Source organism: Streptomyces sp. NPDC001903 (genome assembly GCF_042891345.1).
In the GTDB taxonomy this organism is placed as follows: domain Bacteria; phylum Actinomycetota; class Actinomycetes; order Streptomycetales; family Streptomycetaceae; genus Streptomyces.
This window is the reverse complement of record NZ_JBIASZ010000002.1, coordinates 51,852-68,683: the sequence shown is the minus strand read 5'-3', so window position 1 is coordinate 68,683 and position 16,832 is coordinate 51,852. Positions and strand designations below refer to the sequence as shown.

The window sequence follows — 16,832 nt, the reverse complement described above, 5'->3', positions numbered from 1 at the left end:
CAACAGACCATCGGCAGACTTCATCAGAACAAGAACTGACTGGCCCTTCCGGCAGGCCAGGGAACGTTGCTCCGTATCGTTGACCCGCCAAGTCGGTTCAGCTTTTCGGAGGCTTCGTGCGGGTCGAGGACCATGCCACGTGGGATCAAATCTTTCCGGTCAGATACCTTCTGACCCGCCAGGACGCTGACCTTGAGAGCGACTTCTGGGGGCGGTGCGCCGATGTCGAGGGACTGTTCGCCGACCCGGTGCCGCCGCCACGTGAACTCCTGACTCTGCGCGGGTGCACGCCCGCAGGCCCATGGCAGGCTGTGCTCGCCTTCCCTGACGAGGCCACGCGGTCTTTGGGTAATCTGGACGTCGACGTCTCAGATGAGAGGGGCCCCCAGTTCGCGTGGACCCTGGTGGACACGGTCGTCATCTCGCACTCGCCCAACGCGACCGATCCGAACCTTGTCGACGTCGTCGTCGGTACCGGCGTGATCGAACACAGCGAGGTCTGGCCCGGCGCCGGCCCTGGCACCATGCCTGCCGTTCCGCGTTTTGCAGTAGCCGAAGAGGACTACAGGGGCGGGCCTACCGGCGAATGCCACAGCATCGACGGCCTCCTCGCCCCGCGCAAGGCCCGCCCAGACATCCCCTTGCAGCTCATTGGCTGCGAGCCCGGCGAGCGACTGCTCGCTGCCCTGCGCAACCCGCAAGCCTGGACCCAGGAGTGGGGGGTACTGGTGGCATTGGACCGGTTCGGGCGGGAGATGGGGTCCCATTGGGTCCGTCTGGAGATCGCCAAGGTCAGTACATCCGTGCTGGGCGGGTCCCTGATCGACATCACGCTCGCCGACGGAGGGGACGACGATCGACCCTCGCTGGGTGCCCGACGCATCTGGGAGACCTGGTACCAGGGCTTCCCGACGACGCCCAACCAGTGGGCCTCACTGGACACGGGCGGGCGAGCTGAGTGGCTCGCCCTGATACGCCCTCATCCAGGCGGCGAGCCGGATCGGACTGGGGGAACCCATCACCTTGAGGGACGATTCATCACCGACGAGCCGGGCCTCTATTGCGCGCTGGGCGAAGCACTCATCGGTCCCGGCCGCTGGTTCGGACGAGGACTCGACGATCTCAATGACTGCCTGGGCGGTCAACGCGGCGTTATCGGGCCCTTCACCTTGATCTGGCATGACGCCGACATCGCTCGCCATGCATTGAACTTCACCCTCGAGCACGGCGGAAAGCTCACCTACTTCGAGGAAGCCGTGCAACTCCTCGAGAGCCGCGGCGTCACCGTTGTCCTCCGGTGAATCCACCGACCACCTCGCGGAGCAGCACCACTCTGATGGGACTGCCGAACCGGCCACACGAATACCGCGCGCTTGGAATGACGCTCCCCGCCAGCTGGCGCCAGCGCCTGGACCGCGAAGCGGCGGGAGGCGTACGCCAACGATCAGGGGCAGTTGTCGTCGCTGGTGGCGGTGACGGCGGCCACGAACCGGGGGCAAGGGAGACAAGGACCCGGCGCAGTGGGAACCGCTGGCTCCGGGGGCGCTGTGTCGGTATGGCAAGGAGTGGACTGAGGACAAGCTCCGCCGGGGCCTGTCCGCTGGTGGGTGGAGCGTGAGCGGCTGCTGGACATCGCGGCGGGGCTGCGGCGACACCGTCGTGGAGTTCACCCCGGCCCCGTAGTCGACGCGGTGGGCGAAGGGCCGCTACCCGTGGGGGGTGGCGGCCCTTCGCGCACCGCGGTCAGGAGTGGCGGGCACGGAGCCGGCGGCCCGAGTGCGCTGATGGAAGGCCAGGGGGTCGTACGTGGATGGCTCTGCTGAACCGTCCGGCCCGGGAGCCGTCGGTGGGCGGGCCGACCCCGAAGGAGTGACGCGATGGTGGGGGACCGGCTCGGTGCCGGCGAGCCGGCGACGGGCCAGTGCTGTCGCTCCAGGCCCCCAACGGATCCATATCCAACGCGCCCGCCGCTTCGGCGTTCTTCCTCCTCGAAGTCGAGCGCCGTGGCAAGAACGCGACCTCCGAGCACGTCGAACGACTCCGTCGCTACCTGCACACCTGCCGTGTCCCTCGCGGCTACCTCGACCGGGTCCCCACTTCGCCACTGCCTGGACCGTCATGTTCGAACACGTGGCGGGAACCACGCCCACACCCGCCCCGGCAGCACTGGACGCGCTCCGCGCGGACCTGGAACAACCCCTCTGGCCTGCTCTGCACGGTCAGCACACTGGACGGAGGGCTCACCATCCCGGGCGACAGCGACAGCGACAGCGACAGCGACAGCACCGCCTGCGCCATGCTCGCCGCACGGATCACAGGCCGGAGCGTTCCCGACTCCACCTGTCTCGACACGCTCTACGACCCGTTCCAGGCCTGCTACCGGACCTTCCTCTTCGAACACGACCCGTCGACCACCACCAACATCCACGTGGCGGCCGTACTCGCCCTCGACGGACGACACGACCGGCTGACCCAGGTCCTGCGCTGGCTCTCCCACGCCGTCGCCGAAGGCGGACACTGTGCAAGTGGCACCTGTCCCCGACCTACCCCCACGGTGAACTGGCCCGCATCACGGCGGGGATCGACCACCCCCTCGCGGCCGCCCTCTGCACGGAAGCGGTCGAGACCCTGCTGACCACCCAGAACCCGGACGGCGGCTGGGGACTGTACGGCTCCACCACCGAGGAAACCGCGTACGCCGTCCACGGCCTGGCCACCGCTGCGCACAGCCATGCCCGCGCATACGCTCCCAAGGCGATCGATGCTCTCGGCGCCGCCCACACCCACCTCACCACCCGCCCGGCACGGCAGACCGCCCTGTGGCTCGGCAAGACGCTGTACTGCCTGCGCCCCCTCGTACCCGTGCTGCACCGCACGGCCACCGCACACGCCGAACAGATGCTGTAGTCCTCGCGGTGTGCAGGCCACAGGGGGACGACGGGCCATACCGGTGCGGGAGCGGCACGCGACGACTACGCGGTCAGAGTCTTTGCCGCGGACCCGCCTCGTGACCGCCGGGCCGGAGCAGAGCTTGAACCGGAAGGCCGCTTCCAGGAATCGTTACTTCTAAACCATTCGTGTGAATCCTCGCGGTCTTGGTCGTGGCAGCCGTGTGTCGATGGGCAGAATCAGTCCCGGCCGGCCGCAGGCGGGCCCGGCGACGCTGCCCGTCCGTGCCTCCCGCACGTGACGGCGCAGTTCGTCCGGGTCCGGCCTGAGGCCGGCCGTCGATCACCCAGACCCCGTGATCATCCGCCTTTCCGCGCCACCCAGACCCCGTGGCAGTGGAGGGACTTCCGCCGATCACCGCGCCCCCGTGATCATCTCTGCCTCGTTGGTGTGCACGGCTCGCTGCCGTGGCCCCTCGGCGTTGCCTCGGCATGGGCATACGAGTCGGAGTCCTGTCGGCGGTCCCTGTCCCGGATCGCCCTGTCCCATCTCTCCATTCAGCCGCCCGCACTGACCGCTTTGGCCCCATCCGTCATGGCAACCGGTTCTGACCTACGGATGTGCACCTTCCGCATGGGTCGAGAAGGCTGTCCGAGTCGAGCCTCAGCGGCCGTTCCCGACCTCCTGGGGTATTAGAGCGTGACCGAATCACCGAAGCCGGCCGTCCTGCCCGTGACGGCCTGGGCCAACCGTGGATGGTGCGTGGGAACAGAGGCTGCGGCCCTGGTCCATGGCCACCTTGAGGGGGTGACAACACGCGGGATCATCGGGGACTTCCTCCATGACATCCCCGCCGGTGAACAGGCCGCGGACTTCCACATCCGCTGGCCGGTCGCAGGCGACGTACCGTTACGAGTACGCCTGAGCGTGCGGGACGTTCCGGAACAGGGCGGATCCCGCTACGAGTTGAAGGCCACGGCCGGCCGGCCCCGGGCCTGGGAATGGCCTTCACCGCCGGCCCTGTTAGGCACCCCGGACCTGCTGTGGGACATCTGCGACCAGTCCACCGCCGTCCGCTTCGCCCATCCGAACCCGGTGCCCGGAACCGCTGGCACGCGCGACTGGCTACGGGAGACCTCCGCGAGTCCCTCCTCGATCAGTGTCCTCGTCCACGACGGTGACCGCACCACCTTCGCCGACACGCGCGTACTCGAGGGCCTTCCGCCCGGTCTGACGGGCCGGGTCCTGGAGTACCGGGTCCTCGGCGCGCAGCGGCGGTCCGTCAACCGTCTCGTGCGGTCGACCGGTGTGAAGCTGCCCGAGGGCGGCGCCCTGATCCTGCCCTCCCGCCCGCCCCGGCCCGCGACCATCCCCGAAACCCGCGCTGTCAAGGGTGACTTGACCCGGGATCCCGCACCCCTCGTCGATGTCGTCGTCCGCTACGCGAACGAGCCCTGGCCGACGAGCAGCCGCGTCCTGGACCGGGTCCACCACCTGCGCACCGCCTGGCTCGCGGAATCCGATGGGGAACGCCTGAGCCGTCTCGTGGCGACTCTGGGGGAGCAGCGGCTGCCGACGGAGGCTCTCACCGCGCGGCGCGCCGAGGAGCGGGCACTGACACGCACCATCGGGGGCGCGCTCGAGGACGCGCTGAGGGCAACTCGTGAAGCGGAGAGCCGCGAACGAGCCGTGACCGAAGAACTCCAGGACGCGCGAGCACGGTTCGCCGCCCTCGCCACAAGAATCCGTTCGGGAGCCCTGGCCGCCGCACTGCACGCCGTCGGCCGACGCCTCCGAGCCGCAGAACGGGACGCGGAGGCCGCAGAGGAACTACTCGACGCTCAGACCGTAGAGATCAACCACCTCCGCTCACAGCGCGCCGCTCCCCGCCCCGCCTCCGCCCGGGCACTGACCGAGGTCGTACCGAACAACTGGGAAGATCTCGCTCACCAGACACGCCACGAGTGCGTCCATCTCGTCCTCGCGGACATCACCGAGACCACCCGCCCCTTGCGCGGCCACCCCCTCGAACAGGTCTGGATCCGCCGCACCTGGCAGACCCTGGGCACCTTGAACAGCTACGCCGCGGCGAAGACCGCACACGGCCCCCAACTCCTGCCGCACCTGGGCGCCTACCTGCGCTGGCCGGATGCCGCCACCCTCTTCCCCCCGACGCGCCACGCCCCCCGCGAATCCGCACGCCTCATGGCCAGTCCCCGCCTGCACGAGGCCCGTTGCTTCCCCGTGCCGCACACCATCCACCCTTCGGGCCGGGTCTTCATGGGTGAGCACGTCCGGATCGGCTCCGGCCGCCCCCCGGCCCCGCGGCTGCACCTCTACGACGACACCGGCGGCCGCACCAGACAGATCCACATCGGATACATCGGCACGCACCTCCCCAGTCTCCGCACCAACTGAGCCCGGCCGTCCCACGCCTCGGCTCAGGAGCGGTCGATGTCGTCCGTGTCGAGGGTGCCGGCGGCGATCTGCGCGGCGAGGTCGGAGAGTTTGATCCGGTGGCTGCGGGCGTGGCGGCGCAGTGCGGTGAACGCGCCGTCGGGGTCGGTCCGCCAGCGTTCGGCGAGGATGCCCTTGGCCTGCTCGATGGTGATGCGGCTGTTCAGCGCCGCTTCCAGCTGCTGGTGCTCGGCGATCTGGCGGTCGATCGTGCGCTGCTGGAGGATGGCGATGGTCGCGACGTCGGCGAGGGCCTGTGCCAGGCGTACGTCGGCTGGGGTGAGCGTGCGGGTGTCCTGGTGGAAGAGGTTGAGTGCGCCGATGACATGGTGGCGCAGGCGCATGGGCAGGGCATGGGTGGTGGCGAACCCGGCAGCGCGTGCGCGGGCGGCGAAGGCGGGGAAGCCGACCGTGGCCGCAGGGGTGTTGAGGTCGACATTGAGCCAGATCTGGCCGGTGCGGTGGCATTCGACGCAGGGGCCCTCATCGTGCTGGAGGGCGAAGAGTTCCAGCAGCCGTGTGTGCTCGTCGGAGGCGGCGATCAGCTGGAGGGTGTCGCTGTTGTCGACGAGCATGACGCCTGCGGCGGAGACGTCGAGGAGTTCGACGCAGCGTTCGCACAGTCGCTGAAGGAAGTCGATCAGGTCGAAGTCGTCGAGCACCGTGTCTACGGCTTCGATGACGACTTCCAGGACGCGGGCTTCGCGGTTCATGGCCTTCACTCCTTCGTTCGGCCAGATGCGTCCGGCTCCGGCAGTTCTCGAAAATGCACCCGCCGGGCCACCACGTCCGCGGCGACGTCGGCGACGGGGCGGGCGTGGCGGTAGGAATAGGCGCGCAGGAGCAGCAGGGCCTGGGGCAGGGTGACGTCTGCTTGCACGCTGATCATTCCAGTGGCTTGGTGCACGGCCGCACGGTGGAACTGGGTGTGCCCCTCCGCGGTGGCGGAGACCCCCGGGTCGGGGGGTCTGTCGAGGATGACGGCGAGCATGGCGGCCGCCAGGATCCGGGCGTCCAAGACGGCCCGGGCCGTCATCGGGCCGGGGACGGCACGCTGGAAGGTCACCGTGCCCAGGCATGCGCCGCCCAGGTGCAACGGCATGCAGAACACCGCGCGCACGCCGAGCGCGACCGCCTCGCCCAGCAGCATCGGCCAGCGACCCGCTTCTACGGTGCTCAGTTCGGGCTCGCTCACGGCGGTGAGGCGCGCGGCGGCGTCCCAGGCAGGGCCCTGACCGAGCGTGAACTGCAAGTCCTCGAGGTCCGCGCTGACACCGGGTGAACACCACACCAGCTCGCTGAACCCCTGCGCAGTGGTCAGGGAGACCGCGAGGCCGTCGAAGCCCAGGACGACGGCGCAGCGGGCCGGGTCACCTCCGAAGAAGTCCGAGCTGCCCGTTTCGGGACGGAGCTGAGCGAGGACCTGGGCCATCTCGTCACTGCCCGGCATGTTCCTCACCTCCCCGCCCCGACTCGCAGGCCGCGAGGTTGCCTCCAGCTTAGACCCCGCTCAGGGCTCGGCCGGCCGTCTCCACTCTGCTGGAAGCGCCGGGACGGTGGCCGTCTCGGTCCGGTGTCAGGGGGGAAACGTCACTCCGGACGCGTTCGTGTGAATGCACTGCGTCACGGATGGACCGGGGCGCCGCATGAGCCGTCACGATGACGGCCGTGCCGGCGCCCGCTCTGCCCCGGGGGCTCGGGTGGATCGGGCAGGGACGGCACCGATCCGGGAGGCGCGGGCGGTATCAACTTCAGGGGCTCCGACGGCGCGAGGGGATGGACCGGCCACGCAGGTCGGAGCGGTAGCGCCTCCAAGGACACGACCGTCGTTGGGGTCCGCCTCGGGCCCGTCGACTTCCTCAACCAGACGTGTGCCAATGCCGCCGCTGGAGGCGGCGGAGCAGCCGGGCGGGACGGCAGCGCAGGTGCCGGCGGCGGCGGAGGCTGCGACGGCACGTTCCGTGGGGGTGCCCCGGGCAACGGCGGGAAGGTCGGCTCCGGCGGGACCTGCAGGCGGGGCTTCTTCGGCGATCTGCCCCACACCACGACCCCGGGCGCAGAGGCCACTTCTCCGCTCCGGACGCCAGCCCTTGATCGGGGACCTTTCGCCCGAGGGCTGCGAGTCTCGCCTCACCCGGCGGCCCACTGTCGAGGGCCGGCCCCTCATCGACGCCGACATCCGGGCCGTGATCACCGTCCGGTCCCACAGCCTGCCCCTCCACCTCGATCTCGCCGTCTCCCCGCTCCGGGCTCCCGGGCCGCCTCCCCGGCAGCGACTTCGTGTTCGTCGTCGTACAGGACCTCACCACTGCGAGGACCGCACCAGCGGTCCGCCACATCGGCACCGTCCAACGTCCGCAACCGGCCAACCGGCCAACCGGCCAACCGGCCAACGGCCTCGCGGCCGCACCCTGCAGTCGACGGCAATCACCTATAAACGCTGCGCCCGGGTTGAATCAATATCTGTCACCGCGAGCTCAGGATTTAACGGATGCCGCGAGGAGGGTTTCTACCGCCATGCGGCGGCCGGAAATATTCAACGCACGCAGACCGTCTCAGCGTGCTACTGTCGATCTCGGTTGCAGTTTTGGTACCCAATAACTTCAAGCGCCTCCAGTCGGACTTCGGCCCGCAGGATGTGTTTTGCATTTCCCGGTCATTTCCGGGTGGGGCATCATCGCGGCGACACGACGTCCGCACGGTGCAGACGTCGGTGTATTGCCCCAAAGGAGATATGACATGGCTGCTGGTACCGTGAAGTGGTTCAACGCGGAAAAGGGCTTCGGCTTCATCGAGCAGGAAGGTGGCGGCGCTGACGTGTTCGCCCACTACTCGAACATCGCCGCCCAGGGCTTCCGTGAGCTGAACGAGGGTCAGAAGGTCACCTTCGACATCGCGCAGGGCCAGAAGGGCCCGACGGCCGAGAACATCGTTCCCGCCTGACGCCGGCACGCGTTCTGCAGCTGGGGCCCGCATCCCTCGGGGTGCGGGCCCCAGCTGCATGCATTTCCCGCGGTGTGTCCACCCGCGGCGGTCAAGCGTTGAGAGATCCGGCCGACTGGCCCTCTCGGAGCTGCACCCGATTTCATTTTCCTGGTTGTCGCACCCACGCGGTGCCGCCGTACTTCGGCGTCTGAGCCCACGGATTCCCCGTCCGCCAGATGCGCTTTCGCATTCGATTCGGCCCGGTCTCGCAATTCCCTACGTCGCTCCTATGCTGCGGGAATTCCTTGATGGGTGCCGTCAAGGAAGGTTCCGCATGAACCCCACACGTACGAACGAGCGCTCGTCTCGCACCCGCAGCCGCACCGGCGGCCCCGCTTTCGGCACCGGCGCCGGTTCCGGCCGGGGCAGCCGCTCCGGCTCGTCGGCCCCGAGCCGCTCTGGTGGTCCGAGCCGCTCGGGCGGCTACGGCCGCCGACCCGCCGCGATCCAGGGCGAGTTCGCACCCCCGAAGACGATCACCCCCGCGCTGCCCGCCGTCGAGGCCTTCGCGGACCTCGCGATGCCGGCCCAGCTGCTGGCCACGCTCAACCGTGAGGGCATGACCACCCCGTTCCCGATCCAGGCCGCCACGCTGCCCAACACTCTCGCGGGCCGTGACGTCCTGGGCCGTGGCCGCACCGGCTCGGGCAAGACCCTGGCGTTCGGCCTCGCACTGCTGACCCGTACGGGCGGCCGGAGCGCCGAGCCGGGTCAGCCGCTCGCCCTGATCCTCGTACCGACGCGAGAGCTCGCCCAGCAGGTCACCGCCGCACTCACCCCCTACGCCCGGGCGGTCAAGCTGCGCCTGGCCACTGTGGTCGGCGGCATGCCGATCCACCGCCAGGCCGGTGCGCTGCGCGCCGGAGCCGAAGTGGTCGTCGCCACGCCCGGCCGCCTCAAGGACCTCATCGACCGTGGTGACTGCAGCCTGAACCGCGTCGCCGTCACTGTCCTCGACGAGGCCGACCAGATGGCCGACATGGGGTTCATGCCGCAGGTCACCGCTCTCCTGGACCAGGTACGTCCCGAGGGTCAGCGGATGCTGTTCTCCGCCACCCTGGACCGCAACGTCGACCTGCTGGTCCGCCGCTACCTGACCGACCCGGTCGTCCACTCCGTCGACCCCTCACAGGGCGCGGTCACCACCATGGAACACCACGTCCTGCACGTCCACGCTGCCGACAAGCAGCGGACGACAACGGAGATCGCGGCCCGCGACGGCCGGGTGATCATGTTCCTGGACACCAAGCACGCCGTGGACCGTCTCACTCAGGACCTCCTCGACAGCGGGGTCCGGGCCGCGGCCCTGCACGGCGGGAAGTCCCAGCCGCAGCGCACCCGCACCCTCGCCCGGTTCAAGACCGGTCACGTCACCGTTCTCGTCGCCACCAACGTGGCGGCGCGCGGCATCCACGTCGACAACCTGGACCTCGTCGTCAACGTCGACCCGCCGACCGACCCCAAGGACTACCTCCATCGCGGCGGCCGCACCGCCCGCGCCGGCGCGTCCGGCAGCGTCGTCACCCTCGTCACCCCCAATCAGCGCCGCGGGATGGCCCGCTTGATGACGGCCGCGGGAATCACCCCGCTGACCACCCAGGTCCGCTCGGGCGACGAGGCCCTGAACCGCATCACCGGCGCCCAGGCCCCCTCCGGCATCCCGGTCACCATCACCGCACCGGTGCCCGAACGGCCCAAGCGCAGCACGGCCTCCCGCGGTCGACGCGGGCCCGTGTCGGCTGCCCGGCGCGCGAGCCTGCGGCAGACCGCCTTTGACGCGGCTGCCTGAAAACCACGTGATCAGAACACTGACCCACCTCTGCAGGAGGCACCTTTTGACGCTGGTCCAGATGCAGCCCCGCCCGGCGCATGCCCATGCCCATGCCGACCTCGTCCACCCGACGGTGGACGACGCCATGGAAGCGGCCGGCCTTCAGGCTTGCGATGACATGACCGTCGAGGTGGCCCTGGCCGTCATGGCCGGCGCCCGCGCGGACCATCTGCTCGTCTGCGACGAGAACGGCCTGTGCACCGGGCTGGTCACCCGTGCCCAGCTCACCACCGTCCGCGACGGCGCGGCGTACACGGACCGGGCTCGTCTGCGCGATGTCCTCGGCGACCGCGGGCCGTTCACCTCGCCCATGACGACGATGGCCGAGGCCGACCACGCGATGCGATACCGCAGGCTCACCGCTCTGCCCGTCGTGGACGAACAGGGCGGCGCCCTGGGCGTCCTCGCCCTCAGCCGCTGAACCACCGCACCGTGGTCGGCCCGTTTCCCCTTCACCCTGTGAGGCATCCATGCGCTGTGTCATCGCCCGTTTCCCGTTTGACCTGACCAAAAGCGGTGTCCTGGCGTCGATGAAGGGCGTCAAGCCCGAGCAGGTAATCGGCGAGTCAGTGATCATCGGCCGCCGCACCTACCCCGTCAAACAGGTCGGTCAGGTCATCACCCGCCAGGACCGCCGCGACTTCAGCGCTGGCGAAGTCCTCCGCGCCATGACCCAGCTCGGCTTCACCTGCCGCGGCGGCCTTCCCCGGACCGCCGCGCCCACGCTCGTGCTCAGCCCTCTCCAGCGGGCCTCCGCGATGCTCGGCACGCCCCTCACCGCCTGACGGGTGGCCCAGCGACGCCGCCACCCGATGAGCGAAACGGGCCCGACCGGCACACGCCGGTCGGGCCCGTTTCGCGTACCCAGGGCTTCATGCGCAGGGGCCGGTTCAGTGGTCGGAGCAGCTGAAGTCGCCTATGGTCCGGGCGCTGACATCCGCGATCGGGACGCGGTGATCCCCACCCGTCTCCGGGATCCCCATCGTGCCGTGAAAAATGCGGGCCACATGGAAGTGCAGGTGGGTGGGTGGCCCCTCCTGGGGTGTCGTGCGGTGAAGATCGCGGAGAACTCGCCCAGACGGGCGGAATCCGTCAGCGCCTCCCACACCCGCTGCCTCCACACGGCTTCGGGAGCAAGCCGGCGGCTGACCATGGGCCAGCCGAATCCACCGGTACCGCCGTACAGGTCAGGGGTGCGGATACGAGGCATGCGCGGGCTGGAGTCGTGAACGGGGCCGCCCGGATGCTCTCCGCGTGGCCCGTCAGTCGCAAGACGCAGGTGCCCCGGCACTGGCGCACGGCGTTTGTGACGCGCTCGGACACGACCAAGACCGCTGTGTCCGCGGCCTCCCGCACACTCTGCGGCGAGCACCCCGTCGCTGACCTGCCGTGCAGGCCGCTCCGCGCATCCTGGCCCGACCATATAGGTCTACCTTTCACCGACGGGCCGGAAAATCTATGACGGCCAGAGTAGACATTGGGTGGTGGGGTGGTTATGGTTTCTTTCGTAGCCCAGAGAGACCGCAGGGCCGGGCAGAGACGAACTGCCTGGCAGCAGTACCCGTAGTTGCAGTTGTCGGACGGCTCGGTGGTCGAGTTCCGAAGCCAGGGTTGTTGCAGGAGGCGACGGGGCTGATGACCGGACCGGGTGGCCCGCAGTCATCAGGGGCCGCCGTGAGCGGTACCAGCAGTGCAAGTCAGTAGCAGCACCTCGGTGAAGGCGTCGGCTGCGGGCGCGCGCACCGGGAAGTTCGGCAGTGGGGTTCCAAGCCAGAGCGGATGCAGGACGGGCGACGGGGCTGGCTGCCGGAGCTTGGCGCTTGGTCAGGCCGCAAGCAGTACCAGCAGTACGCAGTATTAGCGGTAAGTAGTGGATCATCCGAGGGATGAACGGAGGAGTTGAGGCGCCATCAGGATCGCCCGGGCGGAAGGCTGAGCCCGGGTACCGCAGGACATCGATAGTGAGGTGGTCTCCGGTCAAGCAACCGCGATCCCCGCATCACCCGTCCCCTTTCGGGCGGGTCAGCGGAAAACAGTAGCCCGGCGCAGTATCAGGGCCGGCAGATGGTGTAACAAGTTCCTTCGGGGCCCTGGTGCCATAGGCGCCAGGGCCCCTCCACGCGTTTCACGAGAGAGGTTCGATGACAGCAGAAAACCCGGCCAGCCCGCTCGGCGGCCACCTGGACGACGACGACTTCCCCGCCTACACCATGGGCCGGGCCGCCGAGATGCTCGGCACCACCCAAGGCTTCCTCCGCGCTCTCGGCGAAGCCCGCCTGATCACCCCGCTCCGCTCAGCCGGCGGACACCGCCGCTACTCCCGCTACCAGCTGCGCATCGCCGCCCGCGCACGCGAGCTCGTGGACCAGGGCACGCCGATCGAGGCCGCCTGCCGGATCATCGTCCTGGAAGACCAGCTCGAGGAAGCCCAGCGCATCAACGCCGACTACCGCCGCGCCGCCGAGTCGGCGAACCCGTCGTCCGCGGTCTGACGCCGTACATCGCGCCCGCAGGCCGCCCGCGGGGCTGTGGCATCCGCGGCGGGCGCACGCCGGCCGGGTTTTCTCTGGTGACAGGGTGTGCGGGCGTGTACCGTCTGAGTCAGCTGTCGTGGTTCGGAAGTTCCCTTTACCCACGTCTTCGGCGTGGGTGTTTTGCTGTGCTGTGCCGCAGGAACCAGGGCGATCACCTCCGCCTTCCACGCCGTGGGAGGCGTTCGTCGGACTGGAAGGCATGAACATGGCTACGGGAACTGTGAAGTGGTTCAACGCGGAGAAGGGCTTCGGCTTCATCGCCCAGGACGGCGGCGGACCGGACGTCTTCGCCCACTACTCCGCGATCAACTCCTCGGGCTTCCGCGAGCTCCAGGAGGGCCAGACGGTGACGTTCGACGTCACCCAGGGCCAGAAGGGGCCCCAGGCCGAGAACATCAACTTGGCCTGACCCTCCCCACCCCTCCGCCCTACGGGAACTTCCAGTCCGGCCGGACGAGGGCGCCTGGAGGGTCGGCGGGACTCGAGGCGTAGGGCACCAGGGCCGCGCAGCATCCATTGCGCGGCCCTGATCCATGTCGGGACTGCCGGCCGTGCTGCACTTCAGCGGTGCGCGGTGCGCGCCGGGCCCTGCCGGGGACAACTGCGGGGTGGGCGGCTCGGCGCTAAGCCAGGCGGGGGATACGCGTACGGACTCCTTCGACGCGTTCTGACCGGGACGCAGCGCTCGCGAGCGGCAAATGTGTGAGCAGTGTGTGGATGTAAGAGGCGGGCAGCGAACACCCGCCCCGGCAGTACGTAGGCCGGCGGCCGCGTGGTCACGATGTCCACCTCGCGCGTTGGGTTCGGCTACCTACTCGGGACCCGGTCCGACGGTGTGCGCTTCAAACCGTGGGGCGTTGCTGCCGATGCCTGCGGCCGAGTGCGGTGTCCGACAGGGTTCTGCGGCCCGGTGCGGCGATCATGGTCGGCCGGGCATCGGTGCCTCGGCCGGCAGCTCTTGGGCGGCGCCGGTGATGAAGCAGCGAGTGGCCTCCGGGTGCAGGGCCTGGGTTTGAAGGTGGTTGAACATGGCGCTGTAGTGCCGTACGTCGGATCGTTTCTCCAGGTAGAGGTCGCTGGTGAACCGCTCCAGATACACGGTCCCCGTGGCGGCGTCCGGAAAGTCGAGGATGGAGAACTGTCCCGAGATGCCCGGATGGGCTCCCGCGGTGTGCGGGAGGACCTGCACGGTGATGTGAGGCTGTTCACCGAGGCGGTTCAGGTGCTCGAGCTGCTCGTGCATGATCTCGGGGCTGCCAACCACGCGGCGCAGTGCTGATTCGTCCAACGACCCATAGGCGGAAATGCCGGGCCGGGTGATGGACACGGGACTGACGACGCAGCCGTACCTCAAGGCGCACGGCGATCTGTTCCTCCGTGGCCAGAGGGATCGTTTCCTCGATGACGGCTGCCGCGTAGGCGGGTGTCTGTAACAGGCCGGGGATCACCAGGGGTTCGTAGGAGCGCACGGAAGCGGCTGCCGTCTCCAAGCCGATGTACACGGCATACGGGACTGCCCCGTCGCCTACCAGGCCGCACTTCAACTTGCTGCCATCTCCATCTGAACCCGGCGCTGAACCAGGCGTCCGAAGGATTCGTCAGGCCGGCCCATGGACGACGAGCCGGTTCTGCGCTCCGTCAACGATGCCGGCCAGGGCCTTGGCCTCCCGCCGGTCCCCACCGAAGAGACCCCGCTGGTCGACGTGGACGATCAGAATGTCGTGGCTGTCGATCACCTCGGAGATGCCCCGGGTCTCGATCGTGTCCGACCACGCGTCCAGGTTCCGGCCGAACTACTCAGGCAGCCCGCACGGCTCGGCAACCGCATCCCAGAAGTCGTTGAGTATCTCGATCGGCCGACCGCGCAGATCAACGATCAACTCGCTATTCGTCATCACAGCAGACAACCAGCCCCCACCACGAGGCGCTCACCGGTCAAAGAGACAGGCTCCTTTCGGATCTTGCCGGGTCCGTCCCCTCCCTCAGCACACCGAGGCACGGCACCGGACGACGCGGACCTGCCGACAAGATCCAAAGGAAACAGTCTAGTGACCTGAGTCTGAGGTTTGTCGTTAGTTTGGTTTGAGTCGTCCGGGTTCGATGATTGCGCCGTCGTCGGTCACGGATGCCCAGCGGGTGGTGCTGGAGGGCTGGTTGCGTCGTCGCGTGACGGCTCAGGGCTTGGCTCAGCGGTCGCGGATCGTGCTGGAGTGCGCGGAGGGGCACTCGGTCATGGAAGTGTCGCGCCGGATGTGGATCGCTCCGGACACGGTCCGCACCTGGCGGCGGCGCTTCTTCGAGTACGGTCTGGACGGGCTGGGCGATGAGCCGCGACCGGGTGTCCCACGAAAGATCACCGACGCGGATGTCGAGCGGGTGATCGTCAAGACGCTCGAAGAGACACCGAAGGACGCGACGCACTGGTCGACCAGGTCGATGGCCGCGGCCACGGGCATGTCGCAGTCGACAGTCTCCAGGATCTGGCGGGCGTTCGCGCTGGCCCCGCACCGGTCACAGACGTCTCTGCTGTCCACAGATCTGCTGTTCATCGACAAGGTTCGTGATGTCGTCGGCCTCTATCTCGACCTTCCGGAGAAGGCCCTTGTCCTCTGCGTGGACGAGAAGTCGCAGATCCAGGCGTTGGACCGGCCCCAGCCGGTCCTGCCGATGATGCCCGGCACACCCGGAACGCCGCAGCCACGACTGTGTTCGCGCCGGCGCCACGACCCCCTTCGCCGCCCTCGAGGTCGACACAGGCAAGGTCATCGGCTCCCCGTACCGCCGCTACCGGGCCGCCGAGTGCAAGACGTTCCCGGCCAAGCTCGACAAGGAGGTCCCCGTCAGCCTGCAGGTCCACCTGATCCTCGACAACTACGCCACCCACAAGACCCCGGACATCAAAAAAAGCGGCTGCTGGCCCGCCCGCGGTTCCACCTGCACTTCACGCCCACCAGCGCGTCATGGCTGAACCTGGTGGAGCGGTGGTTCGCCGGGCTCGTGGCCGGAGGCGACGGCGGCCGGAGCGGCCGGTGCGACTGCTGCACGCGCGCTGAACTTCTGCCGTGCCTTACGCCGCGAGGCGACCGCCCCTTCTGCCCAGCCCACTTCCGAACTCCCGGCCAGCCTCCCCTCTGGGCTTTCGGGTACGGGACCCGACCTCCTGCAGTGTTGAAGACGGACGAGTGCGGGCACACGGGGGAGCCGCGTCCGAGGCCGAGGCAATCCGCCGCGAGCCCTGGCAGCCGGCCTTGCCGAGCTCGTTCACCCTCTGGACACGGTTGTGCTGTCAGTGTGTGTTCCTAGGGTGTGGGGCATGAGCATGATCGGGCGGTACCTCCGCCTCACCCCAGCCGAATTCGAGCGCGCCTGCCAGGACCCGCACTGGGCGGGCGAGCACGCCCGCGCGCTGTACGACCGTGACGACGCGGCCGCCACCGCGCGGGTGCATGAGACCGACAAGGCCTGGCACGCCCTCGATTTCCTGCTGAACCGGCGCGGCTTCCCGGTGGACGTGGTCTACGGAGAGGCGGACATGCCCTGGCCGGAAGGCGAGGACTGGGGCTATGGCCCGCCCCGGCTCCTGACCGCGGACCGGGTGCGCGCTGCCGCCGACGCCCTGGAGGACCACGCTCCAGACACCCTGACGCAAGGCGTCACCCCGACAGACCTGGCTGCCGCGAACATCTACCCGACGACCATCTGGGAGCGCGGCGAGGAACCGGACTGGGTCGCAGCGCACTGGGCGGACCTCGCGAAGTACCTGCGCGCGGCAGCCAGAGAGGAAGACACACTGCTCCTGTGGATCACCTGAACCGCGCTGACCTGCCTTCTCCCCACCGAGCGGTTCCGAGTGGCGCCCACCATCACCGGAGTCTCCTCCACAGGCAACGGAGCCCGGCCTCTTTCCCCGCTCCGAAAGCCGCGCTCAGGGGGTGTGAAAACGTCCGGACACTGCGCCCCTCCACCCGGCGCCGCGCCCGGCCAGGCCGCGCCCGACGAACCGGCTGTACCCGCGCACCGCCAACAGGCGGTTTCTGCCCGTGGGCAGGGCCGGCCCGGTAGGAGCCCCACCGTGCCGCCGACCGTTCATGCCTGCGTCCCGAGGGCTTCAGCTGGCGGGGCAGGAGAGCAGGAGT

Annotated in this window: 11 protein-coding genes and 4 pseudogenes; 10 read left to right on the top strand and 5 right to left on the bottom strand. The window is 69.0% G+C overall.

The window, feature by feature from the left end; translation table 11 throughout:
- Window positions 1-116 precede the first annotated feature (116 nt).
- The gene (locus ACFYZS_RS03805) at window positions 117-1,301 is read left to right on the top strand and encodes a barstar family protein (protein ID WP_389006424.1); all 1,185 of its coding nucleotides are present in this window, start codon (window positions 117-119) and stop codon (window positions 1,299-1,301) included.
- Between the two features lie 2,395 nt (window positions 1,302-3,696).
- The gene (locus ACFYZS_RS03800; RefSeq protein ID WP_389006422.1) at window positions 3,697-5,307 is read left to right on the top strand and encodes a hypothetical protein; all 1,611 of its coding nucleotides are present in this window, start codon (window positions 3,697-3,699) and stop codon (window positions 5,305-5,307) included.
- A gap of 23 nt (window positions 5,308-5,330) precedes the next feature.
- Here the strand turns inward: ACFYZS_RS03800 and ACFYZS_RS03795 are convergent, their stop codons facing one another.
- Together ACFYZS_RS03795 and ACFYZS_RS03790 are read right to left on the bottom strand one after the other, a co-directional pair.
- A complete protein-coding gene (locus ACFYZS_RS03795) occupies window positions 5,331-6,059 on the bottom strand; it encodes an ANTAR domain-containing protein (RefSeq protein WP_389006417.1) in 729 nt (242 codons plus the stop codon).
- Between the two features lie 5 nt (window positions 6,060-6,064).
- Complete coding sequence (locus ACFYZS_RS03790; protein WP_389006415.1) at window positions 6,065-6,796, bottom strand: ANTAR domain-containing protein; 732 nt, start codon at window positions 6,794-6,796, stop codon at window positions 6,065-6,067.
- Window positions 6,797-8,085: 1,289 nt separating this feature from the next.
- On the opposite strand from ACFYZS_RS03790, the gene ACFYZS_RS03785 reads away from it, so the two are divergent.
- From ACFYZS_RS03785 to ACFYZS_RS03770, 4 genes are all read left to right on the top strand, one after another.
- The gene (locus tag ACFYZS_RS03785; RefSeq protein ID WP_030873616.1) at window positions 8,086-8,289 is read left to right on the top strand and encodes a cold-shock protein; all 204 of its coding nucleotides are present in this window, start codon (window positions 8,086-8,088) and stop codon (window positions 8,287-8,289) included.
- Between the two features lie 316 nt (window positions 8,290-8,605).
- Entirely contained in the window at window positions 8,606-10,120 is a 1,515-nt protein-coding gene (locus ACFYZS_RS03780; RefSeq protein WP_389006412.1) for a DEAD/DEAH box helicase, read from the top strand.
- A gap of 46 nt (window positions 10,121-10,166) precedes the next feature.
- Window positions 10,167-10,583, top strand: coding sequence for a CBS domain-containing protein (locus ACFYZS_RS03775; protein WP_389006410.1), 417 nt, complete (start codon window positions 10,167-10,169; stop codon window positions 10,581-10,583).
- A gap of 49 nt (window positions 10,584-10,632) precedes the next feature.
- A complete protein-coding gene (locus ACFYZS_RS03770) occupies window positions 10,633-10,947 on the top strand; it encodes an SCO5918 family protein (protein ID WP_389006408.1) in 315 nt (104 codons plus the stop codon).
- A gap of 105 nt (window positions 10,948-11,052) precedes the next feature.
- On the opposite strand, the pseudogene ACFYZS_RS03765 reads toward ACFYZS_RS03770, so the two are convergent.
- Window positions 11,053-11,315, bottom strand: a pseudogene (locus ACFYZS_RS03765) (hypothetical protein).
- Window positions 11,316-12,303: 988 nt separating this feature from the next.
- On the opposite strand from ACFYZS_RS03765, the gene ACFYZS_RS03760 reads away from it, so the two are divergent.
- The gene (locus tag ACFYZS_RS03760; RefSeq protein WP_389006406.1) at window positions 12,304-12,654 is read left to right on the top strand and encodes a helix-turn-helix domain-containing protein; all 351 of its coding nucleotides are present in this window, start codon (window positions 12,304-12,306) and stop codon (window positions 12,652-12,654) included.
- A gap of 247 nt (window positions 12,655-12,901) precedes the next feature.
- Window positions 12,902-13,105, top strand: a complete 204-nt coding sequence (locus ACFYZS_RS03755; RefSeq protein WP_030325187.1) for a cold-shock protein — start codon at window positions 12,902-12,904, stop codon at window positions 13,103-13,105.
- Window positions 13,106-13,615: 510 nt separating this feature from the next.
- Here the strand turns inward: ACFYZS_RS03755 and ACFYZS_RS03750 are convergent.
- Window positions 13,616-14,216 (bottom strand): annotated as a pseudogene (locus ACFYZS_RS03750) (DUF5753 domain-containing protein); the annotation flags it as partial.
- A gap of 78 nt (window positions 14,217-14,294) precedes the next feature.
- Window positions 14,295-14,591: pseudogene (locus ACFYZS_RS03745) on the bottom strand (barstar family protein).
- 205 nt (window positions 14,592-14,796) lie between these two features.
- Between ACFYZS_RS03745 and ACFYZS_RS03740 the strand changes: the two are divergent.
- Window positions 14,797-15,693: pseudogene (locus tag ACFYZS_RS03740) on the top strand (IS630 family transposase); the annotation flags it as partial.
- 316 nt (window positions 15,694-16,009) lie between these two features.
- Complete coding sequence (locus ACFYZS_RS03735) at window positions 16,010-16,507, top strand: DUF1877 family protein (protein ID WP_389006404.1); 498 nt, start codon at window positions 16,010-16,012, stop codon at window positions 16,505-16,507.
- Window positions 16,508-16,832: the final 325 nt, after the last annotated feature.

Excerpts from the sequence above, each read along its gene's own strand:
- ACFYZS_RS03795 (WP_389006417.1), bottom strand. The coding sequence starts at position 6,059 with ATGAACCGCGAAGCCCGCGTCCTGGAAGTCGTCATCGAAGCCGTAGAC.
- ACFYZS_RS03790 (WP_389006415.1), bottom strand. The coding sequence starts at position 6,796 with ATGCCGGGCAGTGACGAGATGGCCCAGGTCCTCGCTCAGCTCCGTCCC.
- ACFYZS_RS03785 (WP_030873616.1), top strand. The coding sequence starts at position 8,086 with ATGGCTGCTGGTACCGTGAAGTGGTTCAACGCGGAAAAGGGCTTCGGC.
- ACFYZS_RS03780 (WP_389006412.1), top strand. The coding sequence starts at position 8,606 with ATGAACCCCACACGTACGAACGAGCGCTCGTCTCGCACCCGCAGCCGC.
- ACFYZS_RS03770 (WP_389006408.1), top strand. The coding sequence starts at position 10,633 with ATGCGCTGTGTCATCGCCCGTTTCCCGTTTGACCTGACCAAAAGCGGT.
- ACFYZS_RS03760 (WP_389006406.1), top strand. The coding sequence starts at position 12,304 with ATGACAGCAGAAAACCCGGCCAGCCCGCTCGGCGGCCACCTGGACGAC.
- ACFYZS_RS03755 (WP_030325187.1), top strand. The coding sequence starts at position 12,902 with ATGGCTACGGGAACTGTGAAGTGGTTCAACGCGGAGAAGGGCTTCGGC.
- ACFYZS_RS03735 (WP_389006404.1), top strand. The coding sequence starts at position 16,010 with ATGAGCATGATCGGGCGGTACCTCCGCCTCACCCCAGCCGAATTCGAG.